The sequence below is a fragment of the Kitasatospora phosalacinea genome, assembly GCF_000717185.1.
Classification (GTDB): domain Bacteria; phylum Actinomycetota; class Actinomycetes; order Streptomycetales; family Streptomycetaceae; genus Kitasatospora; species Kitasatospora phosalacinea_A.
Map to the genome: position 1 here is coordinate 20296 of NZ_JNYE01000075.1, position 16848 is coordinate 37143.

Annotated in this window: 13 protein-coding genes; 4 read left to right on the forward strand and 9 right to left on the reverse strand. The window is 71.8% G+C overall.

The genetic code is table 11. The features are described 5' to 3' along the window. Positions 1–154: 154 nt before the first annotated feature. The 3 genes from OO57_RS27170 to arc all read right to left on the reverse strand — a co-directional run bounded on the left by OO57_RS27170 (position 155) and on the right by arc (position 3863). Positions 155–373, reverse strand: coding sequence for a ubiquitin-like protein Pup (locus OO57_RS27170; RefSeq protein ID WP_033255310.1), 219 nt, complete (start codon positions 371–373; stop codon positions 155–157). A 97-nt stretch (positions 374–470) separates the two neighbouring features. Beyond that, the gene (gene dop / locus OO57_RS27175) at positions 471–1982 is read right to left on the reverse strand and encodes a depupylase/deamidase Dop (protein WP_033255311.1); all 1512 of its coding nucleotides are present in this window, start codon (positions 1980–1982) and stop codon (positions 471–473) included. 114 nt (positions 1983–2096) lie between these two features. Beyond that, positions 2097–3863, reverse strand: a complete 1767-nt coding sequence (arc, locus tag OO57_RS27180; RefSeq protein WP_033255312.1) for a proteasome ATPase — start codon at positions 3861–3863, stop codon at positions 2097–2099. A 232-nt stretch (positions 3864–4095) separates the two neighbouring features. Here arc and OO57_RS27185 point away from each other — a divergent pair, with 232 nt between their 5' ends. Next, positions 4096–4383, forward strand: a complete 288-nt coding sequence (locus tag OO57_RS27185; RefSeq protein ID WP_033255313.1) for a ferredoxin — start codon at positions 4096–4098, stop codon at positions 4381–4383. 49 nt (positions 4384–4432) lie between these two features. On the opposite strand, the gene OO57_RS27190 is transcribed toward OO57_RS27185, so the two are convergent. From OO57_RS27190 to OO57_RS27200, 3 genes are all read right to left on the reverse strand, one after another. Beyond that, positions 4433–5005: a hypothetical protein gene (locus OO57_RS27190; protein ID WP_158715238.1), complete on the reverse strand. Its 573-nt coding sequence runs from the start codon at positions 5003–5005 to the stop codon at positions 4433–4435. Between the two features lie 202 nt (positions 5006–5207). After that, positions 5208–6176 (reverse strand): tRNA (adenine-N1)-methyltransferase, encoded by a 969-nt coding sequence (locus OO57_RS27195; RefSeq protein ID WP_033255314.1) that lies wholly within the window; start codon positions 6174–6176, stop codon positions 5208–5210. Between the two features lie 45 nt (positions 6177–6221). After that, positions 6222–7418 (reverse strand): site-2 protease family protein, encoded by a 1197-nt coding sequence (locus tag OO57_RS27200; RefSeq protein WP_033255315.1) that lies wholly within the window; start codon positions 7416–7418, stop codon positions 6222–6224. Between the two features lie 150 nt (positions 7419–7568). Here OO57_RS27200 and OO57_RS27205 point away from each other — a divergent pair, with 150 nt between their 5' ends. Together OO57_RS27205 and OO57_RS27210 are read left to right on the forward strand one after the other, a co-directional pair. Next, positions 7569–8435 carry a RecB family exonuclease gene (locus tag OO57_RS27205; RefSeq protein ID WP_051778305.1) on the forward strand — a complete coding sequence of 289 codons (867 nt, stop codon included), beginning with the start codon at positions 7569–7571 and terminating at the stop codon, positions 8433–8435. Further along, on the forward strand, positions 8436–9107 hold the full coding sequence (locus tag OO57_RS27210; RefSeq protein WP_033255317.1) for a response regulator: 672 nt from the start codon (positions 8436–8438) through the stop codon (positions 9105–9107). Between the two features lie 70 nt (positions 9108–9177). On the opposite strand, the gene OO57_RS27215 is transcribed toward OO57_RS27210, so the two are convergent. The 3 genes from OO57_RS27215 to metH all read right to left on the reverse strand — a co-directional run bounded on the left by OO57_RS27215 (position 9178) and on the right by metH (position 15493). Beyond that, positions 9178–10770, reverse strand: coding sequence for an ABC transporter substrate-binding protein (locus OO57_RS27215; protein WP_051778306.1), 1593 nt, complete (start codon positions 10768–10770; stop codon positions 9178–9180). A gap of 347 nt (positions 10771–11117) precedes the next feature. Then, complete coding sequence (locus OO57_RS27220; RefSeq protein WP_051778307.1) at positions 11118–11822, reverse strand: HAD family hydrolase; 705 nt, start codon at positions 11820–11822, stop codon at positions 11118–11120. 167 nt (positions 11823–11989) lie between these two features. Further along, positions 11990–15493, reverse strand: coding sequence for a methionine synthase (gene metH / locus OO57_RS27225; RefSeq protein ID WP_033255318.1), 3504 nt, complete (start codon positions 15491–15493; stop codon positions 11990–11992). Between the two features lie 147 nt (positions 15494–15640). On the opposite strand from metH, the gene OO57_RS27230 reads away from it, so the two are divergent. Beyond that, the gene (locus OO57_RS27230; RefSeq protein WP_106974121.1) at positions 15641–16753 is read left to right on the forward strand and encodes a hypothetical protein; all 1113 of its coding nucleotides are present in this window, start codon (positions 15641–15643) and stop codon (positions 16751–16753) included. Positions 16754–16848: the final 95 nt, after the last annotated feature.

Consider the following 16848-nt stretch of genomic DNA (forward strand, 5'->3'; position numbering starts at 1 on the left):
GAAAGTTGGTTGGTGCCCCGGACCCTACCCGTTTCGGGGGCCGGTTCCACTCTTCCTTCGGGGGTTCTGCGGGAACACGAGGCCGCAGGCGCGCTCAGGGCACACCTGCGGCGCTCGTGCTGCTGTTCTCGACGCGCGCGGGGGGTTTCCCCGGCTACTCGCCGCCCTTCTGGACGAATCCGCGCACGAAATCCTCCGCGTTGGATTCCAGTACCTCGTCGATTTCGTCGAGCACCGAGTCGACGTCGTCGCTGAGCTTTTCCTGCCGCTCCTTGAGCTCGTCCGCGGCCTGGGTTTCCGCGGCCTGCTCCTCGACCTCCTCGGAGGAGCGGTTGGCCCGCTGCTGGCCGCCGCCGGTGTCCTTCTCCGCCATTTCCCTCACCCCGCTCGTTCGGTGTTCTCGTTCAACGCTGGCTGCTCACCGGAATGATTCCCCGTCGGGGAAATGTTCACCCCCGGTGATCGAAAAGTTACCCGCCGGAGAGGACGCGCACCAGGTCCTCGGCGGTGCGGCACCGGTCGAGCAGGTCCTTGACGTGCTCCCGGGTGCCGCGCAGCGGCTCCATGGTCGGGACGCGCTGCAGGCTGTCGTGGCCGGGCAGGTCGAAGATCACGGAGTCCCAGGAGGCCGCGGCCACGTGGTCGGCGTACTGCTCCAGGCAGCGGCCGCGGAAGTAGGCCCGGGTGTCGTCGGGGGGCTGGTGCACGGCCCGCAGGACGTCCTCCTCGGCGAAGAGCCGCTCGAACCGGCCGCGCGCCTCCAGGCGGTTGTACAGGCCCTTGTCGGCCCGCACGTCGCTGTACTGGAGGTCGACCAGCTGGAGCCGGGGGCTGTCCCAGTCCAGGCCGTCGCGCTGCCGGTAGCCCTCCAGGAGCTCCTTCTTGGCGATCCAGTCGAGCTGCCGGGACAGGCTCATCGGGTCGCGCTCCAGGCGGCCCAGCACGTCCTCCCAGCGGGCCAGCACGTCCAGGGTCTGGTCGTCGGCGTCCTGCCCGTGGCGGTCCTCGACGTACTTGCGGGCCAGTTCGCAGTACTCCATCTGGAGCTGGACGGCCGTCAGGCGGCGGCCGCTGCGCAGCTGGACCAGCTGCTTGAGGTCGGGGTCGTGGGAGACGCGGTGCAGGGTGCGCACGGGCTGGTCGACGGCGAGGTCGACGGCGATGAAGCCGTCCTCGATCATCGACAGGACCAGGGCGGTGGTGCCGAGCTTGAGGTAGGTGGAGATCTCGGAGAGGTTGGCGTCGCCGATGATGACGTGCAGCCGGCGGTACTTCTCGGCGTCGGCGTGCGGTTCGTCGCGGGTGTTGATGATGGGGCGCTTGAGCGTCGTCTCCAGGCCGACCTCGACCTCGAAGTAGTCGGCGCGCTGGCTGATCTGGAAGCCGTGGCCGCCGCCCTCCTGACCGATGCCCACCCGGCCCGCGCCGCACACCACCTGGCGGGAGACGAAGAACGGGGTGAGGTGGCGGACGATGTCGGCGAACGGGGTGGCCCGCTGCATCAGGTAGTTCTCGTGGGTGCCGTAGGAGGCGCCCTTGTTGTCGGTGTTGTTCTTGTAGAGCAGGATCCGCTGCCCGTTCGGCAGCTCCAGGGCCCGCTCGGCGGCCGCCGCCATGATCCGCTCGCCCGCCTTGTCCCAGAGCACCGCGTCGCGCGGGTTGGTGACCTCGGGCGAGGAGTACTCGGGGTGCGCGTGGTCGACGTAGAAGCGGGCGCCGTTGGTGAGGATGACGTTGGCCAGGCCGATGTCCTCGTCGGTGAGCTGGCTGGCGTCCGCCACCTCCCGGGCCAGGTCGAAGCCCCGGGCGTCGCGCAGCGGATTCTCCTCCTCGAAGTCCCAGCGGGCGCGGCGCGCCCGGTGCATCGCCGCGGCGTACGCGTTGACGACCTGGGACGAGGTGAGCATGGCGTTGGCGTTGGGGTGCCCGGGCACGGAGATGCCGTACTCGGTCTCGATCCCCATCACGCGCCGTACGGTCATGCGGCCCTCCTGACCTGTGGGTCCTGCTGGGTCCTGCTGGTGCTGCCGGTGCAGACGCGCCGTCCGGCTGCGGAGCCCTGCCGAGCGCCGCAGCCGGACGGGGTCGTACGCGTGCTACAGGTACTGCCCCGTGTTGGCGACGGTGTCGATGGATCGGCCGGACTCGGCACCCTGCTTGCCGGTGACGAGGGTGCGGATGAAGACGATCCGCTCGCCCTTCTTGCCGGAGATGCGGGCCCAGTCGTCCGGGTTGGTGGTGTTGGGCAGGTCCTCGTTCTCCTTGAACTCGTCCACGCAGGCGGCGAGCAGGTGGGAGACGCGCAGACCGCGCTGGCCGTGGTCGAGGTAGTCCTTGATGGCCATCTTCTTCGCCCGGTCCACGATGTTCTGGATCATGGCGCCGGAGTTGAAGTCCTTGAAGTACAGGACCTCCTTGTCACCGTTGGCGTAGGTGACCTCCAGGAAGCGGTTCTCCTCGGTCTCCGAGTACATCCGCTCGACCACCGACTGGATCATGGCGGCGACGGTGACCGACACCGAGCCGTCGTGCTCCTTGAGGTCGTCCGGGTGGAACGGGAGGGTGTCCCGCAGGTACTTGGAGAAGATGTCCTTGGCCGCCTCGGCGTCCGGCCGCTCGATCTTGATCTTGACGTCCAGGCGGCCGGGCCGCAGGATCGCCGGGTCGATCATGTCCTCGCGGTTGGAGGCGCCGATGACGATGACGTTCTCCAGGCCCTCCACGCCGTCGATCTCCGCCAGCAGCTGCGGGACGATGGTGTTCTCCACGTCCGAGCTGACGCCGGAGCCGCGGGTGCGGAAGAGCGACTCCATCTCGTCGAAGAAGACGATGACGGGCGTGCCCTCGCTCGCCTTCTCCCGGGCCCGCTGGAAGACCAGGCGGATCTGCCGCTCGGTCTCGCCCACGTACTTGTTGAGCAGCTCGGGGCCCTTGATGTTGAGGAAGTAGCTCTTGCCCTGCGGGCGGCCGGTCACCTCGGCGACCTTCTTGGCCAGCGAGTTGGCGACCGCCTTGGCGATCAGCGTCTTGCCGCAGCCGGGCGGGCCGTAGAGCAGGACGCCCTTGGGCGGGCGGAGCTCGTACTCCTTGAACAGGTCGGCGTGCAGGTACGGGAGCTCCACCGCGTCCCGGATCTGCTCGATCTGGCCGGCGAGGCCGCCGATCTGCCGGTAGTCGATGTCCGGGACCTCCTCGAGGACCAGCTCCTCGACCTCGGACTTCGGCACCACCTCGTACACGTAGCCGGAGCGGGGCTCCAGCAGCAGTGCGTCGCCCGGGCGGAGCGTGGCGCCGTGCAGCGGCTCGGCGAGCCGCACCACGCGCTCCTCGTCGGTGTGGCCGGTGACCAGCGCGCGGTCGCCGCCCTCCAGCACCTCCTTGAGCGTGACGATCTCGCCGATCCGCTCGAACGCCATCGCCTCGACGACGTTCAGCGCCTCGTTGAGCATCACCTCCTGGCCGCGGCGCAGCTCGTCCAACTCGACGTTGGGGCTGACGTTGACCCGGAGCTTTCGGCCCCCGGTGAAGATGTCGGCCGTCCCGTCCTCGTTCTGTTCGAGGAAGGTGCCGAATCCGGCCGGCGGCTGGGCGAGCCGGTCGACCTCCTCCTTGAGGGCCACGATCTGGTCGCGGGCCTCGCGCAGGGTGGCGACGAGCCTCTCGTTCTGGGCGGTCACACCGGCCAGGTTGGTCTGCAGCTCGACGATCCGCTCCTCGAGAACCCTCGAACCACGGGGCGAATCGGCGAGCCGGCGCCGAAGGACGGCGATCTCCTGCTCGAGGTAGGAGACCTGCGCGGCCTCGTCGGACCCCCGTGCGGGCCTGCCGGCGCTGCGGTCGTACTCGTCATCGTGGGCTGCCACGGTCCTCACCTCCTCCTGGGGGAGCTGGACGACCCAAACCTACCTGGGACCAGGGCGATGTAAACCCCTTAGTGATCAGAAAGGCGGGTCGGGCGTGTCCGGTTGTTCGCCCTGCGTGCTTCCCCTCTTGGTAGAGGAGATGCCCACCGCTCAACGGTTCAAAGCAGCGCGGATGTATCGTGACAGGAATGTCCCCGAATACGGGGCGACGTGAGCAGAAACGGCAGGGGCAATGGCGGGGACTGGCGAGGCACTCGAAGTCTGGATCGACCAGGATCTGTGCACCGGCGACGGCATCTGCGCGCAGTACGCGCCCGAGGTCTTCGAGCTCGACATCGACGGGCTCGCCTACGTCAAGGGCGCGGACGACGAGTTGCGCCAGCAGCCGGGCGAGACCGTCCCCGTGCCGCTGACGCTCCTTCAGGACGTGGTCGACTCCGTCAAGGACTGCCCCGGCGACTGCATCCACGTCCGCCGGGCGGCGGACGGCGTCGAGGTCTACGGGCCGGACGCGGACTGACGCCCGTTCGGCCCTGACGGGCGCTCAGGCGCCCAGCTGCTCGGGCCGTTCAGGCGCTCTGCACCGGCGTCCTGGTCTCGGTCTTCGCCCAGGCCCCGCCGGAGCGCGTCCAGACCAGCTCGACCTGGAGGTCGGGCGAGAAGCGGGGCACGTCCGGGGAGGAGTAGCCGCGGGCCTTCCCGCGGATCGAGCCGTCGCTGCGGACCGCCAGCTCGGTGACGGTCAGGCCGTCGGCGTCCGGCAGCAGCAGCACGGGGGCGCCGTCGGCGCCGACCAGGAACACCCCGTCCGGCGGAGTGCCCATGTCCGCCCGGCAGTGCGCGGCGGCGACGGTCACCGGCTCCCCGTCCAGCACCGCGGACGCCTTCAGGCTCACCGCGACCGGGAACGGCCCGCACTCCAGCGGCAGCCGCACCTTCGCCAGGTCCGCCTCCGGCAGCGGCGAGGCCGTGGGCACCGGCTCCGCGACCGGCCCGTCGGCCGCCCGCTGACCGCCCGTCACCGCCCCGGTCGCCGAGGTCGCGCCCAGCGCCCCGCCCACCACGGCCGCGCAGCCCGCCGCGACCAGCGCCCAGTGCTTCAGCCCCGACCGCGCGTGCCCGGGTATCCGACGCTCCGTCACCACGAGACTCCCCTCTTTCCGGTCCGGGCATCCTTCCACACCGGGCCCCGGAGCGGCCCGTCAGGGGCGCGGGGAACTGCGCGGGGCGGAAGACGCCGACAGCCAGGTCGCGAGGGGGGCGGTGACTTGCCTCCCCCGGCCCCGGAGGGCTGGGAGGTGCCCCCCTCCTCACGACCTGGCTGCCGGTACGCGGTTCCGCGTGCTACTCGGGGAGTTCCCGGGCGTCGTGCGAGGCCGCCTGGCGCTGCGCCTTGCGGACGGCCGCGCGCTCGGCGAGCGAGAGCTCGCTCTCGGGGCCGGTCTCGTAGTCCTCGCCGTAGGAGCCCTTCGCGGGGCGGCGGCGGCGCAGCGGGGGCTCGACCCCGTCGGCGAGGCGGCGGGCGGTGAGCAGGAAGCCGGTGTGCCCGATCATGCGGTGGTCGGGGCGGACGGCGAGGCCCTCGAGGTGCCAGGTGCGGACCATGGTCTCCCAGGCCTGCGGCTCGGTGAAGGTGCCGTGCTCGCGCAGCGCCTCGACGGTGCGCGACATCTGCGTGGTGGTGGCCACGTAGCAGCAGATCAGGCCGCCGGGGACGAGCGCCTTGGAGGCGACGTCCAGGCACTCCCAGGGGGCGAGCATGTCGAGGATGACGCGGTCGACGTCGGTCTCGACCAGGTTGTCCTGGAGGTCGCCGACGGTGAGCTTCCAGGCCGGGTGCGGGCCGCCGAAGTAGCGCTCGACGTTGCTCCTGGCGATGTCGGCGAAGTCCTGGCGGCGCTCGTAGGAGGCCAGCGAGCCGGTGTCGCCGACGGCGCGCAGCAGGTAGGTGGAGAGGGCGCCGGAGCCGACGCCCGCCTCGACCACCCGGGCGCCGGCGAAGATGTCGGCCATGGCCAGGATCTGGCCCGCGTCCTTGGGGTAGATCACGGCCGCGCCGCGCGGCATGGACAGGACGTAGTCGGGGAGCAGGGGGCGCAGCGCGAGGTACGGGACGTTGCCCGTCGTGCGGACGACCGTGCCCTCGGGAGCGCCGATCAGCTCGTCGTGCGGGAACATACCCTTGTGGGTGTGGAACTGGTTCCCGGCCTGGAGCGTGAACGTGTAGTGGCGGCCCTTGGGGTCGGTCAGCTGGACCTGGTCCCCGACCTGGAAGGGCCCGCGTCGGCGGGTGGCACCGGTCGGTTCGGACATGGGGGCCATCCTACGGGAGCCGGAGGGCTGCCCCCGACCACATGATCAGTCCGCGCCCGCGGCCCGGCCCTGGAGCGCGGCGGTGAGCTTGCGCTCCAGGTCGGTGAGGGAGAGGACGCCGTAGACCGAGCCGTCGGGGCGGACCACCAGGTACTCGGTGGCGGGGGCGCGGCGCAGGGTGTCGAGGATCTGCTCGCCGGCCAGGTCGACGGGGACGGTGAGGCCGGGTTCGAGGTCGCGGGAGACGGCGGTGACGGCGATCCAGGGGCGGCGGTGCTCGGGGACGGCGCTGACCGCGGACTCCTTGACCACGGCGATCGGCTCGCCGCGTCCGTCGACCACCACGATCGCCCCGGCGTGCACCTCCCGGGCCCGGCGCATGGCCTCGCCGAGGGGGGTGTCGGCGGGGACGTCGATGCTGCGGCGGGCCATCTCGCGGACCTTGAGCCGGGGCAGCACCTCCTTGAGGCGGGCGTTGCGCAGCGAGTTGCCCGCGCCCTGCCAGATGATGAAGCCGAGGATCGCGGCGAGCACGCCGTCGACCATGGCCTCGGTGGCGGAGCGCTCGACGTCCTGGGAGGAGCTGAAGATCGGCAGGCCGAGGACGACGGCGATCGCGAGGGCGCGGCCGACCCAGACCGCGGCCAGGGTGCCCTTCATCGGGTTGCCGGTGACGGCCCAGACGACGGCGCGCAGCATCCGGCCGCCGTCCAGCGGGAGGCCGGGGAGCAGGTTGAAGGCGGCGACGACCAGGTTGGAGACCATGAGTCCGGCGAGCAGCACGCCGGGGACGGTGGCGGGTTCGACGGCGCGCAGGCCGAGCCAGAAGGCGCCGCCGAGCAGCAGCGAGAGCAGCGGGCCGACGAAGGCGAGCCAGAACTCGCGCCAGGGGCGGTCGGCCTCCTTCTCGATCTCGGAGACGCCGCCGAGGAACTGGAGCTGGATCCGGCGGACGCCGAGCCTGTAGCGGATCCCGACGACGGTGTGGGCGAGTTCGTGGACCAGCACCGAGCCGTAGAAGGCGACGGCGAAGGAGAAGGCGAGCAGGTAGCGGGCGCCGCCGAGGTCGGGCAGGACGTCGGCGAGGCGGCTGCCGAAGATCCAGGTGATGAGTGCGGCGACCAGGAACCAGGACGGGGTGACGTAGACGGGCACGCCGAACGGACGGCCCATCAGGATGCCGCCGCGCGGCTGGTCGTCGGGCTTCGGCTTCTCCGGTGCCCGCCCCTCGGTGTCGTTCACCGTGCTCCTTCCGTCCCGCCGTCCGCTGGTGCCTCGTACGCTACGTGATCTCGCCCCGGGAACGGCGGCGCACCCCGCCCTCCCTTCTCCTATACCCAGGTCTTCGACCCGTGCGCCCTCGGTGTCGGTTCGGTGCAATAGGGTCGTGGCATGCAGCAGACCGACCCTTCGCCCGCTCCGCGTCCGGCCGCCCGGCCGACGGGGCTGTCGCCCTCGCGGGCGGGTGACTTCATGACCTGCCCGCTGCTGTACCGGCTGCGGGTGATCGACCGGCTGCCGGAGCCGCCGTCCGCGGCCGCGACCAGGGGCACGCTGGTGCACGCGGTGCTGGAGCGGCTGTTCGACCACCCGCCGGCCGAGCGGACGCCGGGGCGGGCGCTCGGGCTGCTGGGCCCGCAGTGGGAGCGGTTGCTGGGGGAACGGCCGGAGCTGGCGGAACTGTTCCCGGGCGAGCCGGAGAAGTTGGCCGGCTGGCTGGGGGACGCCGAGAAGCTGGTGGAGAAGTGGTTCCGGCTGGAGGACCCGACCCGGCTGCACCCGGTGGAGCGGGAGCTGTACGTGGAGACGGCGCTGCCCTCGGGCCTGCTGCTGCGCGGGTACATCGACCGGGTGGACGTCGCGCCGTCCGGCGAGGTGCGGCTGGTGGACTACAAGACCGGCCGGGCGCCCTCGCGGGACTTCGAGGGCAGGGCGATGTTCCAGATGAAGTTCTACGCCCTGGTGGTGTGGCGCTGGAAGGGCGTCGTCCCCAAGCGGCTGCAGCTGGTCTACCTGGGCGGCGGCGGGGACGTGGTGACGTACGACCCGGACGAGGCGGACCTGCTCTCGGTGGAGCGGAAGCTGGAGGCGCTGTGGGAGGCGATCTCGGCGGCGGTGGCCACCGGTGACTTCCCGGCGACGCGCAACCGGCTGTGCGACTGGTGCGACCACAAGGCGTCGTGCCCGGAGTTCGGCGGCACTCCCCCGCCGTACCCGCTGCCCCTGACCACTGTGACCAATCCCGGCGAGGAGTCGTAGGTGACGATCCGTGTGCTGCTGGTGGACGACCAGCCGCTGCTGCGTACCGGTTTCCGGATGATCCTGGAGGCGGAGTCCGACCTGGCGGTGGTCGGCGAGGCGGGCGACGGGCAGCAGGCGCTGGACCAGGTCCGCGCCCTGCAGCCGGACGTGGTGCTGATGGACATCCGGATGCCGCGGATGGACGGCGTGGAGGCGACCCGGCGGATCGCCGGTCCGGACCGGGACGGCCCGGCGAAGGTGCTGGTGCTGACCACCTTCGACCTGGACGAGTACGTGGTGGAGGCGCTGCGCGCGGGCGCCAGCGGCTTCCTGCTGAAGGACGTGCCGGCCGAGGAGCTGGTGCAGGCGATCCGGGTGGTGGCGGACGGCGCGGCGATGCTGGCCCCGTCGGTGACCCGCCGCCTGCTGGACATGTACGCCACCAAGCTGCCCTCGGGCGACGAGGCGCCGCCGCAGGCGCTGACGGTGCTGACCGAGCGCGAGGTGGAGGTGCTGCGGCTGGTGGCGCGCGGCCTGTCGAACGCGGAGATCGCCGCCGAGCTGTTCGTCTCGGAGACGACGGTGAAGACGCACGTCGGCCACGTGCTGACCAAGCTGCAGCTGCGCGACCGGGTGCAGGCGGCGGTGTACGCGTACGAGAGCGGCCTGGTGCGCCCGGGTTCGCTGTAGCCCGCCGGAGCGCCGGACGGCCCGCTGCCCCCGAGGGGGGCGGCGGGCCGTCCGGCGTCCTGCCGGGGTGTCACTCGGCGGTGCGGCCGATCTCCCAAAACCGGAAGACGCCGGTGTTGTCCATGGTGCTGTCCACGCCGGTGATGCCGGGGCGGTAGACGTAGAACGACTTGTTCTGGAACAGCGGCACCATCGGGACGGCGTCGGCCAGGATCTTCTGGATCTGGTCGTAGGCGCCGCCGCCGGAGCGGTCGGTGAGCTTGATCGACTCGGGCACCAGCTTGTCGCTGATCTGGGTGTTGTTCCAGCCGTTGTGGTAGGCGCCGCCGTTGACCACCAGCGGGCTGATGTAGTCGTCGGCGTCGGCGTAGTCGGGGGTCCAGCCGACGGTGTACGCCTGGTAGCTGCCGTTCTTCCAGCCCGCCTGGTAGGCGGTCCAGTCGGGCTCCTGCTCGACGGTGACCTGGAACAGGCCGCCGTTCTCCAGCTCCTGCTTGACGGCCTCCAGCTCGGCGGCGCCGGCCCGGGCGCGGGACCAGGTCAGGGTGAGCTTGACCGGGGTGGTGACGTGCGCGTTGGTGAGGATGCGCTTGGCCTTGGCCGGGTCGGGCTCGCCGTACTTGTCGAAGAAGGCGGTGTTGTGGCCGGCCAGGCCCGCCGGGACGACCGAGTACAGCGGCTGCACGGTGCCCGCGTAGACGTCCTGGGAGATCGACTTGCGGTCGACCAGCTGGGCGGCGGCCTGCCGGACGGCCTGGTTGCCCGCGGTCTCGTCCTTGGTGTTGAAGACCAGGTAGCGGGTCTCGCCGGAGGCGCCCTCGGCGACCCGGAGGGTGCCGGTGCCGGCCAGGTCGTCGGACTTGATCTTGGCGGCCACGGCGGGGTCGAGGCTGTTGTCGGTGAGGTCGACGTCGCCGCCGTCGAGGGCGGACTTCAGCTCCTCGGGCTTGTCGAAGTAGCGGACGGTGAACTTGTCGTTCTTCCGCTCGGCGATGCCCTGGTAGCCGGGGTTGCCGCTGAGCTGGATCCTGCGGGGGGCCTTGCCGTCCATCTCGACCGAGTCGATCTTGTACGGACCGGAGCCGACCAGGGAGGCGTTGTCGAGCAGCTTGTCGGCCGGGAAGACCTGGTGGTCGACGATGGCGCCGGCCGCGGAGGCCAGCTTGGCCGGGAGCACCGCGTCGGGGCTCTCCAGGTGGAAGGTGATCTCGCGGTCGCCGGAGGCGTCCACCGAGGCGATGGTGGACAGCAGCGGGCCGGGGCCGGACGGGTCGGCGATCTTCTTGACCCGGTCGATGGAGAACTTGACGTCCTGGGCGGTCAGCGGGTGCCCGTTGGAGAACTTCAGGCCGCTGCGCAGCGTGCACGTGTAGGTGAGCGCGTCGGAGCCGGTGAACTGGCAGGACTCGGCGGCGTCGGGCTGCGGGACGGTCGCGCCGGAGGGGAAGCTCAGCAGCGACTGGAAGGCGTTGTTGAGGATCAGCCAGGAGCCCGCGTCGTACGCACCGGCCGGGTCCAGCACGCTGGTCACGTTGGTGGTGCCCATGGTGATGGTGCCGTCGTCGCCGCCGCCGGCGGCCTTCTCCACGGAGGCGCAGCCCGCCGCGGTGGTGGCGACGAGGGCGGCGCAGCCGAGCACGGCCAGGCGGTTGGGGGTGGTCATGCGGGGTGGTCTTCCTCACTGCGTGCGGCCGGCTGTCGCCGGTGCCCGCCGCCCGGCGCCGGGGTGGGGCGGGGCCGCGGGACTGCTGCGGCCGCGCCCGCCCGTCGTCCCGGTTTTCCGGGGGTGGGCGGCGGCGCGGCACGGGGACTCGAACGCGCCTTAGCGTGCCACATCGGCTCCGGGCGGTCACCGAGGGTCCGGACGGCGGTCGCGGCGGGTTCGGAGGACCTTGTCCCGGCAGTCGACGAGTTGTCAGCCAATGCCCGTTTTCACCCGCGGCGGCGGACACGTTCCGCGTACCACCGGACGCGGAACGAAACCGGCAAAGGGTGCGCGGGAGACGAACCTCACACCCTGGCGGCCGCCAGGGTGCGCAGCAGGCCGAGGTCGACGTGCTCCAGCGAGGGCACCACCAGGCGGCCGGGGGCGGGGTCGATGGCGGCGATGGAGGGGACGGCGATGACCGGGCAGCCCGCGGCCTCCGCGGCGGCGACGCCGGTCGGGGTGTCCTCGACCACCACGCAGCGGGCCGGGTCGGCGCCGAGCCGGGCGGCGGCGGCCAGGTAGGGGTCGGGGTGCGGCTTGGTGCGGGCGACCTCGTCGCCGGCCACGGTGAAGGCGAAGTGCTGGGCGCCCAGGCTGCGCAGCACGATGTCGATGATGTGCCGGTGCGAGGCGGAGACCAGCGCGGCCGGGACGCCGTGCGCGCCCAGGGTGTTGAGCAGCCGCTCGGCGCCGGGCATCAGCGGGACGCCCCCGGCGAGCAGGTCGACGAAGCGCTGGTTGATCAGCACGGTCAGCTCGGCCGGGCTGAGGGTGACGCCGGTGCGGCCCAGCAGGTAGTCGATCACCCGGCTCATCGGGCCGCCGACCACGTGGGTGCGGTCCTCGGCGGTGAGCCGGTGGCCGAGCTCGGCGAACAGGTCGACCTCGGCCTGCCACCAGAAGTCCTCGGTGTCGACCAGGGTGCCGTCCATGTCGAGCAGGACGGCGTGCAGGCCGCTGTCCTCGCCGTCCCCGCCGATGCGGACCGGGGTCGAGACCGTCGTCATGCGCGCCGCCTTCCTGTGGACTGCCCCGGCGCGGACGCGTCGGGGGATGGCACGGGCCGGCCCGCTGGTCAGCGGACCGGCCCGTTTCAGGATCATCAAGAATACGCCCGCCCGGTGGGATTGCACCGGGCGGCGGTGCGGCGAACGGATGATGCCCGGTTGAAGACTTACCTGGCGTTGAAGTACTTGGCCTCGGGGTGGTGGACCACGATGGCGTCGGTCGACTGCTCGGGGTGCAGCTGGTACTCCTCGGAGAGGATCACGCCGACCCGCTCGGGCCTGAGCAGCTCGGCGATCTTGGCCCGGTCCTCCAGCTCGGGGCAGGCGCCGTAGCCGAGCGAGAAGCGCGCGCCGCGGTACTTGAGCGCGAACATGTCCCGGACGTCCTGCGGGTCCTCGTCGCCGAAGCCGAGCTCGTAGCGGACCCGGGCGTGCCAGAACTCGGCCAGCGCCTCGGCCAACTGGACGGACAGGCCGTGCAGTTCGAGGTAGTCGCGGTAGGAGTTGCCCGCGAACAGCTCGTTGGCGGCCTCGGAGATCCGGTTGCCCATGGTGACCACCTGGAGGCCGACCACGTCGCGCTCCCCCGACTCCTCCGGGCGGAAGAAGTCGGCCAGGCACAGGCGGCGGCCGCGGCGCTGGCGCGGGAAGGTGAAGCGGGTCAGCTCGGAGCCGTCCTCGCGGTAGAGGACCAGGTCGTCGCCCTTGGAGTTGGCCGGGAAGTAGCCGTAGACCACGGCGGGCTCCAGCCAGCCCTCGGTCTGCAGGCGGTCCAGCCAGCCGCGCAGCCGCGGGCGGCCCTCGGTCTCCACCAGCTCCTCGTACGTCGGGCCTCCGGAGCGGCCGCCCTTGAGGCCCCACTGGCCCTTGAACAGGGCGTCCTCGTCCAGCCAGGAGGCGTAGTCCTGGAACGGGATGCCCTTGACGATCCGGTCGCCCCAGAACGGCGGGGTCGGGATCCGGTTGTCGACGGCCACGTCGGAGCGGATCTGGCCGAGGTCGGCCTCCTCCGGCTCCTCGACCTCGACCCGGGCGTGGCGGCGCTTGCGCAGCTCGGGCAGGGCCGCGCCGGGGACGCCGCGCTTGATGCCGATCAGGGCGTCCATCAGGCGCAGGCCCTCGAAGGCGTCCCGGGCGTAGCGGACCTCGCCGTCGTAGATCTCGTGCAGGTCCTGCTCGACGTAGGCGCGGGTGAGGGCGGCGCCGCCGAGGATGACCGGGAAGTCGGCGGCCAGGGCGCGCTGGTTGAGCTCCTCCAGGTTCTCCTTCATGATCACCGTGGACTTGACCAGCAGGCCGGACATGCCGATCACGTCGGCCTTGTGCTCCTGGGCGGCCTCGACGATCGCCGAGACGGGCTGCTTGATGCCCAGGTTGACCACGTTGTAGCCGTTGTTGGACAGGATGATGTCGACCAGGTTCTTGCCGATGTCGTGCACGTCGCCCTTGACGGTGGCGAGCACGATGGTGCCCTTGCCCTCGCTGTCGGACTTCTCCATGTGCGGTTCGAGGTGCGCGACGGCGGCCTTCATCACCTCGGCGGACTGCAGCACGAACGGCAGCTGCATCTCGCCGGAGCCGAACAGCTCGCCGACCACCTTCATGCCGGACAGCAGCGTGTCGTTGATGATCTCCAGCGCGGGACGCTCGGTCAGCGCGGCGTCCAGGTCGGCCTCCAGGCCGTTGCGCTCGCCGTCGATGATCCGGCGCTGCAGGCGCTCCTCCAGCGGGAGGGCGGCCAGCTCCTCGGCCTTGGACGCGGCGGAGGAGGCGGCGGAGACGCCCTCGAAGAGCTGGAGCAGCTTCTGCAGCGGGTCGTAGCCCTCGCTGCGGCGGTCGTAGACCAGGTCGAGGGCGGTCTGCCGGCGGTCCTCGGGGATCCGGTTCATCGGGAGGATCTTGGCGGCGTGCACGATCGCGGAGTCCAGGCCGGCCTCCACGCACTCGTGCAGGAACACCGAGTTGACGACCTGGCGGGCGGCCGGGTTGAGGCCGAAGGAGATGTTCGACAGGCCCAGGGTGGTCTGCACGTCCGGGTGGCGGCGCTTGAGCTCGCGGATCGCCTCGATGGTCTCGATGCCGTCGCGGCGGGACTCCTCCTGGCCGGTGGCCAGGGTGAAGGCCAGGCAGTCGACCAGGATCGAGCTCTCCTCGATGCCGTACTCGCGGCCCAGCTGCTCGATCAGGCGCTCGGCGATGGCGACCTTGGTCTCGGCGGTGCGGGCCTGGCCCTGCTCGTCGATGGTCAGCGCGATCAGGCCGGCGCCGTGCTCGCGGGCCAGCGCGGCGATCCTGCCGAAGCGGGTGTCGGGGCCGTCGCCGTCCTCGTAGTTGACGGAGTTGAGGACGGCCCGGCCGCCGAGCATCTCCAGGCCCGCCTTCAGCACGGGCGGCTCGGTGGAGTCCAGCACGATCGGCAGGGTGGAGGCGGTGGCCAGGCGGCCGGCGATCTCGCGCATGTCGGCGACGCCGTCGCGGCCGACGTAGTCCACGCACAGGTCGAGCAGGTGGGCGCCCTCGCGGATCTGCTCGCGGGCGATCTCCACGCAGGCCTGCCAGTCGCCCGCGATCATCGACTCGCGGAACTTCTTCGAGCCGTTGGCGTTGGTGCGCTCGCCGATCGCCAGGTAGGAGGTGTCCTGCCGGAACGGCACCGCCTGGTACAGCGAGGCGGCGGCCGCCTCCGGCTTCGGGTCGCGCGGCGTGATCGGCAGGCCCTGGACCCGCTCGACCACCTGGCGCAGGTGCTCGGGGGTGGTGCCGCAGCAGCCGCCGACCAGGGCCAGGCCGTAGTCGCGGACGAAGCCCTCGTGAGCGTCGGCGAGCTCGGCCGGGCTGAGCGGGTAGTGCGCGCCGTCCTTGGTGAGCACCGGCAGGCCCGCGTTCGGCATGCAGGACAGGCCGACCTTGGCGTTCTTCGCCAGGTAGCGCAGGTGCTCGCTCATCTCGGCCGGGCCGGTGGCGCAGTTCATGCCGATGAAGTCGATGCCGAGGGGCTCCAGCGCGGTCAGCGCCGCGCCGATCTCCGAGCCCAGCAGCATGGTGCCGGTGGTCTCGACGGTGACCTGCGCGAGGATCGGCAGGTTCACCCCGGCCTCCGCCAGGGCGGCCTGACAGCCCAACACCGCCGCCTTGGTCTGCAGCAGGTCCTGGCTGGTCTCGACCAGCAGCGCGTCCACGCCGCCCGCGATCAGGCCCGCCGCGTTCTCCCGGAAGCCCTCGCGGACCACCTCGAAGGTGGTGTGGCCGAGCGTCGGCAGCTTGGTGCCCGGGCCCATCGAGCCCAGCACCCAGCGGACGCGGCCGTCCTGCGCGGTGAACCGGTCGGCCGTCTCGCGGGCGATCCGGGCGCCCGCCTCGGACAGCTCGAAGATCCGCTCGGGGACGTCGTACTCGCTGAGCGCCCAGTGGTTGGCGCCGAAGGTGTTGGTCTCCACGCAGTCCACGCCGACCGCGAAGTACGCCTCGTGCACCGAGCGCACGATGTCGGGGCGGGTGACGTTCAGGACCTCGTTGCAGCCCTCCAGCTGCTGGAAGTCCTCCATCGTCGGGTCCTGTGCCTGGAGCATCGTGCCCATCGCCCCGTCGGCGACCACGACTCGGGTGGCGAGGGCCTCTCGCAGGGCGTCGGCGCGGTCCTGCTGGGCGGACGTGGGTACAACGGTGGCCATGTGGCTGCTCCCTGAGTGCGACGGCTGTCGGCTATGCGTCCCGTCCGGACCGGGGGCGCACCCCGCCAGGGTATCGGTCCGCCGGGGTGCGGGTGGAACCCTTTCCACATCGTGGGCGTCCTTGTCCACCGGAAGGGAGCAACGATCATGCCCACTTCGGGGGAACACAGCGGGTGGAAGCGGCTCCGACGCGCCCTGCGCGCGTCCGAATGGCGGACACTGCCCGCCCGGGCGCGGCGGCGCTGGCGCGGGCGGACCCGCTGGAGCGGGCGGCGGCGCGCCCTCACCGCACTCGTCACCGTCCTCGCCCTGCTGGTCCTGCCGGTGCTGGGCGCGGCCGCGGCGCTGCGCTGGCAGTACGCGGGCGACCCGGCCGCGGACGCCCGCACCCGCGGCAAGGACGCGCTCTGGCTGGGCCACGCCTGGGTCGACGGGCGGCGCACGCCCGCGGAGCTGACCGCGCTGGCCGCGAAGGTGCGCAGCACCGGCATCCACGACCTGTACGTGCACACCGGGCCGCTGGAGCACGACGGTTCGCTCGACCCGGCGCTGGCGCCCGGGGCCGCGGACTTCCTGGCCCGGGCGCACGCGGCGCTGCCGGGGGTGCGGATCCAGTCCTGGCTGGGGGACGTGGTGGCGCCCGAGAAGGAGGGCCTGCACCTGGACCGCCCCGACGTCCGGGACCGGATCACCGCCTCCGCGCGGCAGGTCCTCGACCTGGGCTTCGACGGCGTCCACTTCGACCTGGAGCCCGTGCACTCCGGCTCCCCCGGGTTCCTCGCGCTGCTCGACCAGGTGCACGCGCTGACCGCGGCCCGCTCGGTGCCGCTGTCCATCGCCGCCCCGCAGATCGACCCCGTCCCGGGCCTGGGCCGGGTCACCTTCGCGCTCAGCAACCACGGCAAGTACTGGTCCGCCGGGTACTTCGCGGCGGCGGCCCGGCGGGTCGACCAGGTCGCGGTGATGTCGTACGACACCTCGATGCCGGTCGAGTCGCTGTACGGCGGCTACGTGGCCCGGCAGACCTCGCTCGCCCTGGCCAACACCCCGCCGGAGGTCGACCTGCTGATGGGCCTGCCCGCGTACTGGGCGGACACGCCCTCGCACCGCGGCGACGCCGAGACCGTCCGCGCGGCGGTCCGCGGCGCCCGGCTCGGCCTGGGCCCGGGCGGACGGCAGAACTTCGGCCTCGCGCTGTACGTGGACTTCGCGGCGACGCCGGACCACTGGGCGGCGTACCGGGACGGCTGGTGCAACTAGACGAGTAGTTCCGAAGTGGGTCAGTGGTCGTAGGCGATGAGTGATCGGGTGACGGGTTGGCCGGTGGTGCGGTTGTGCCAGATCGCGCAGGTCAT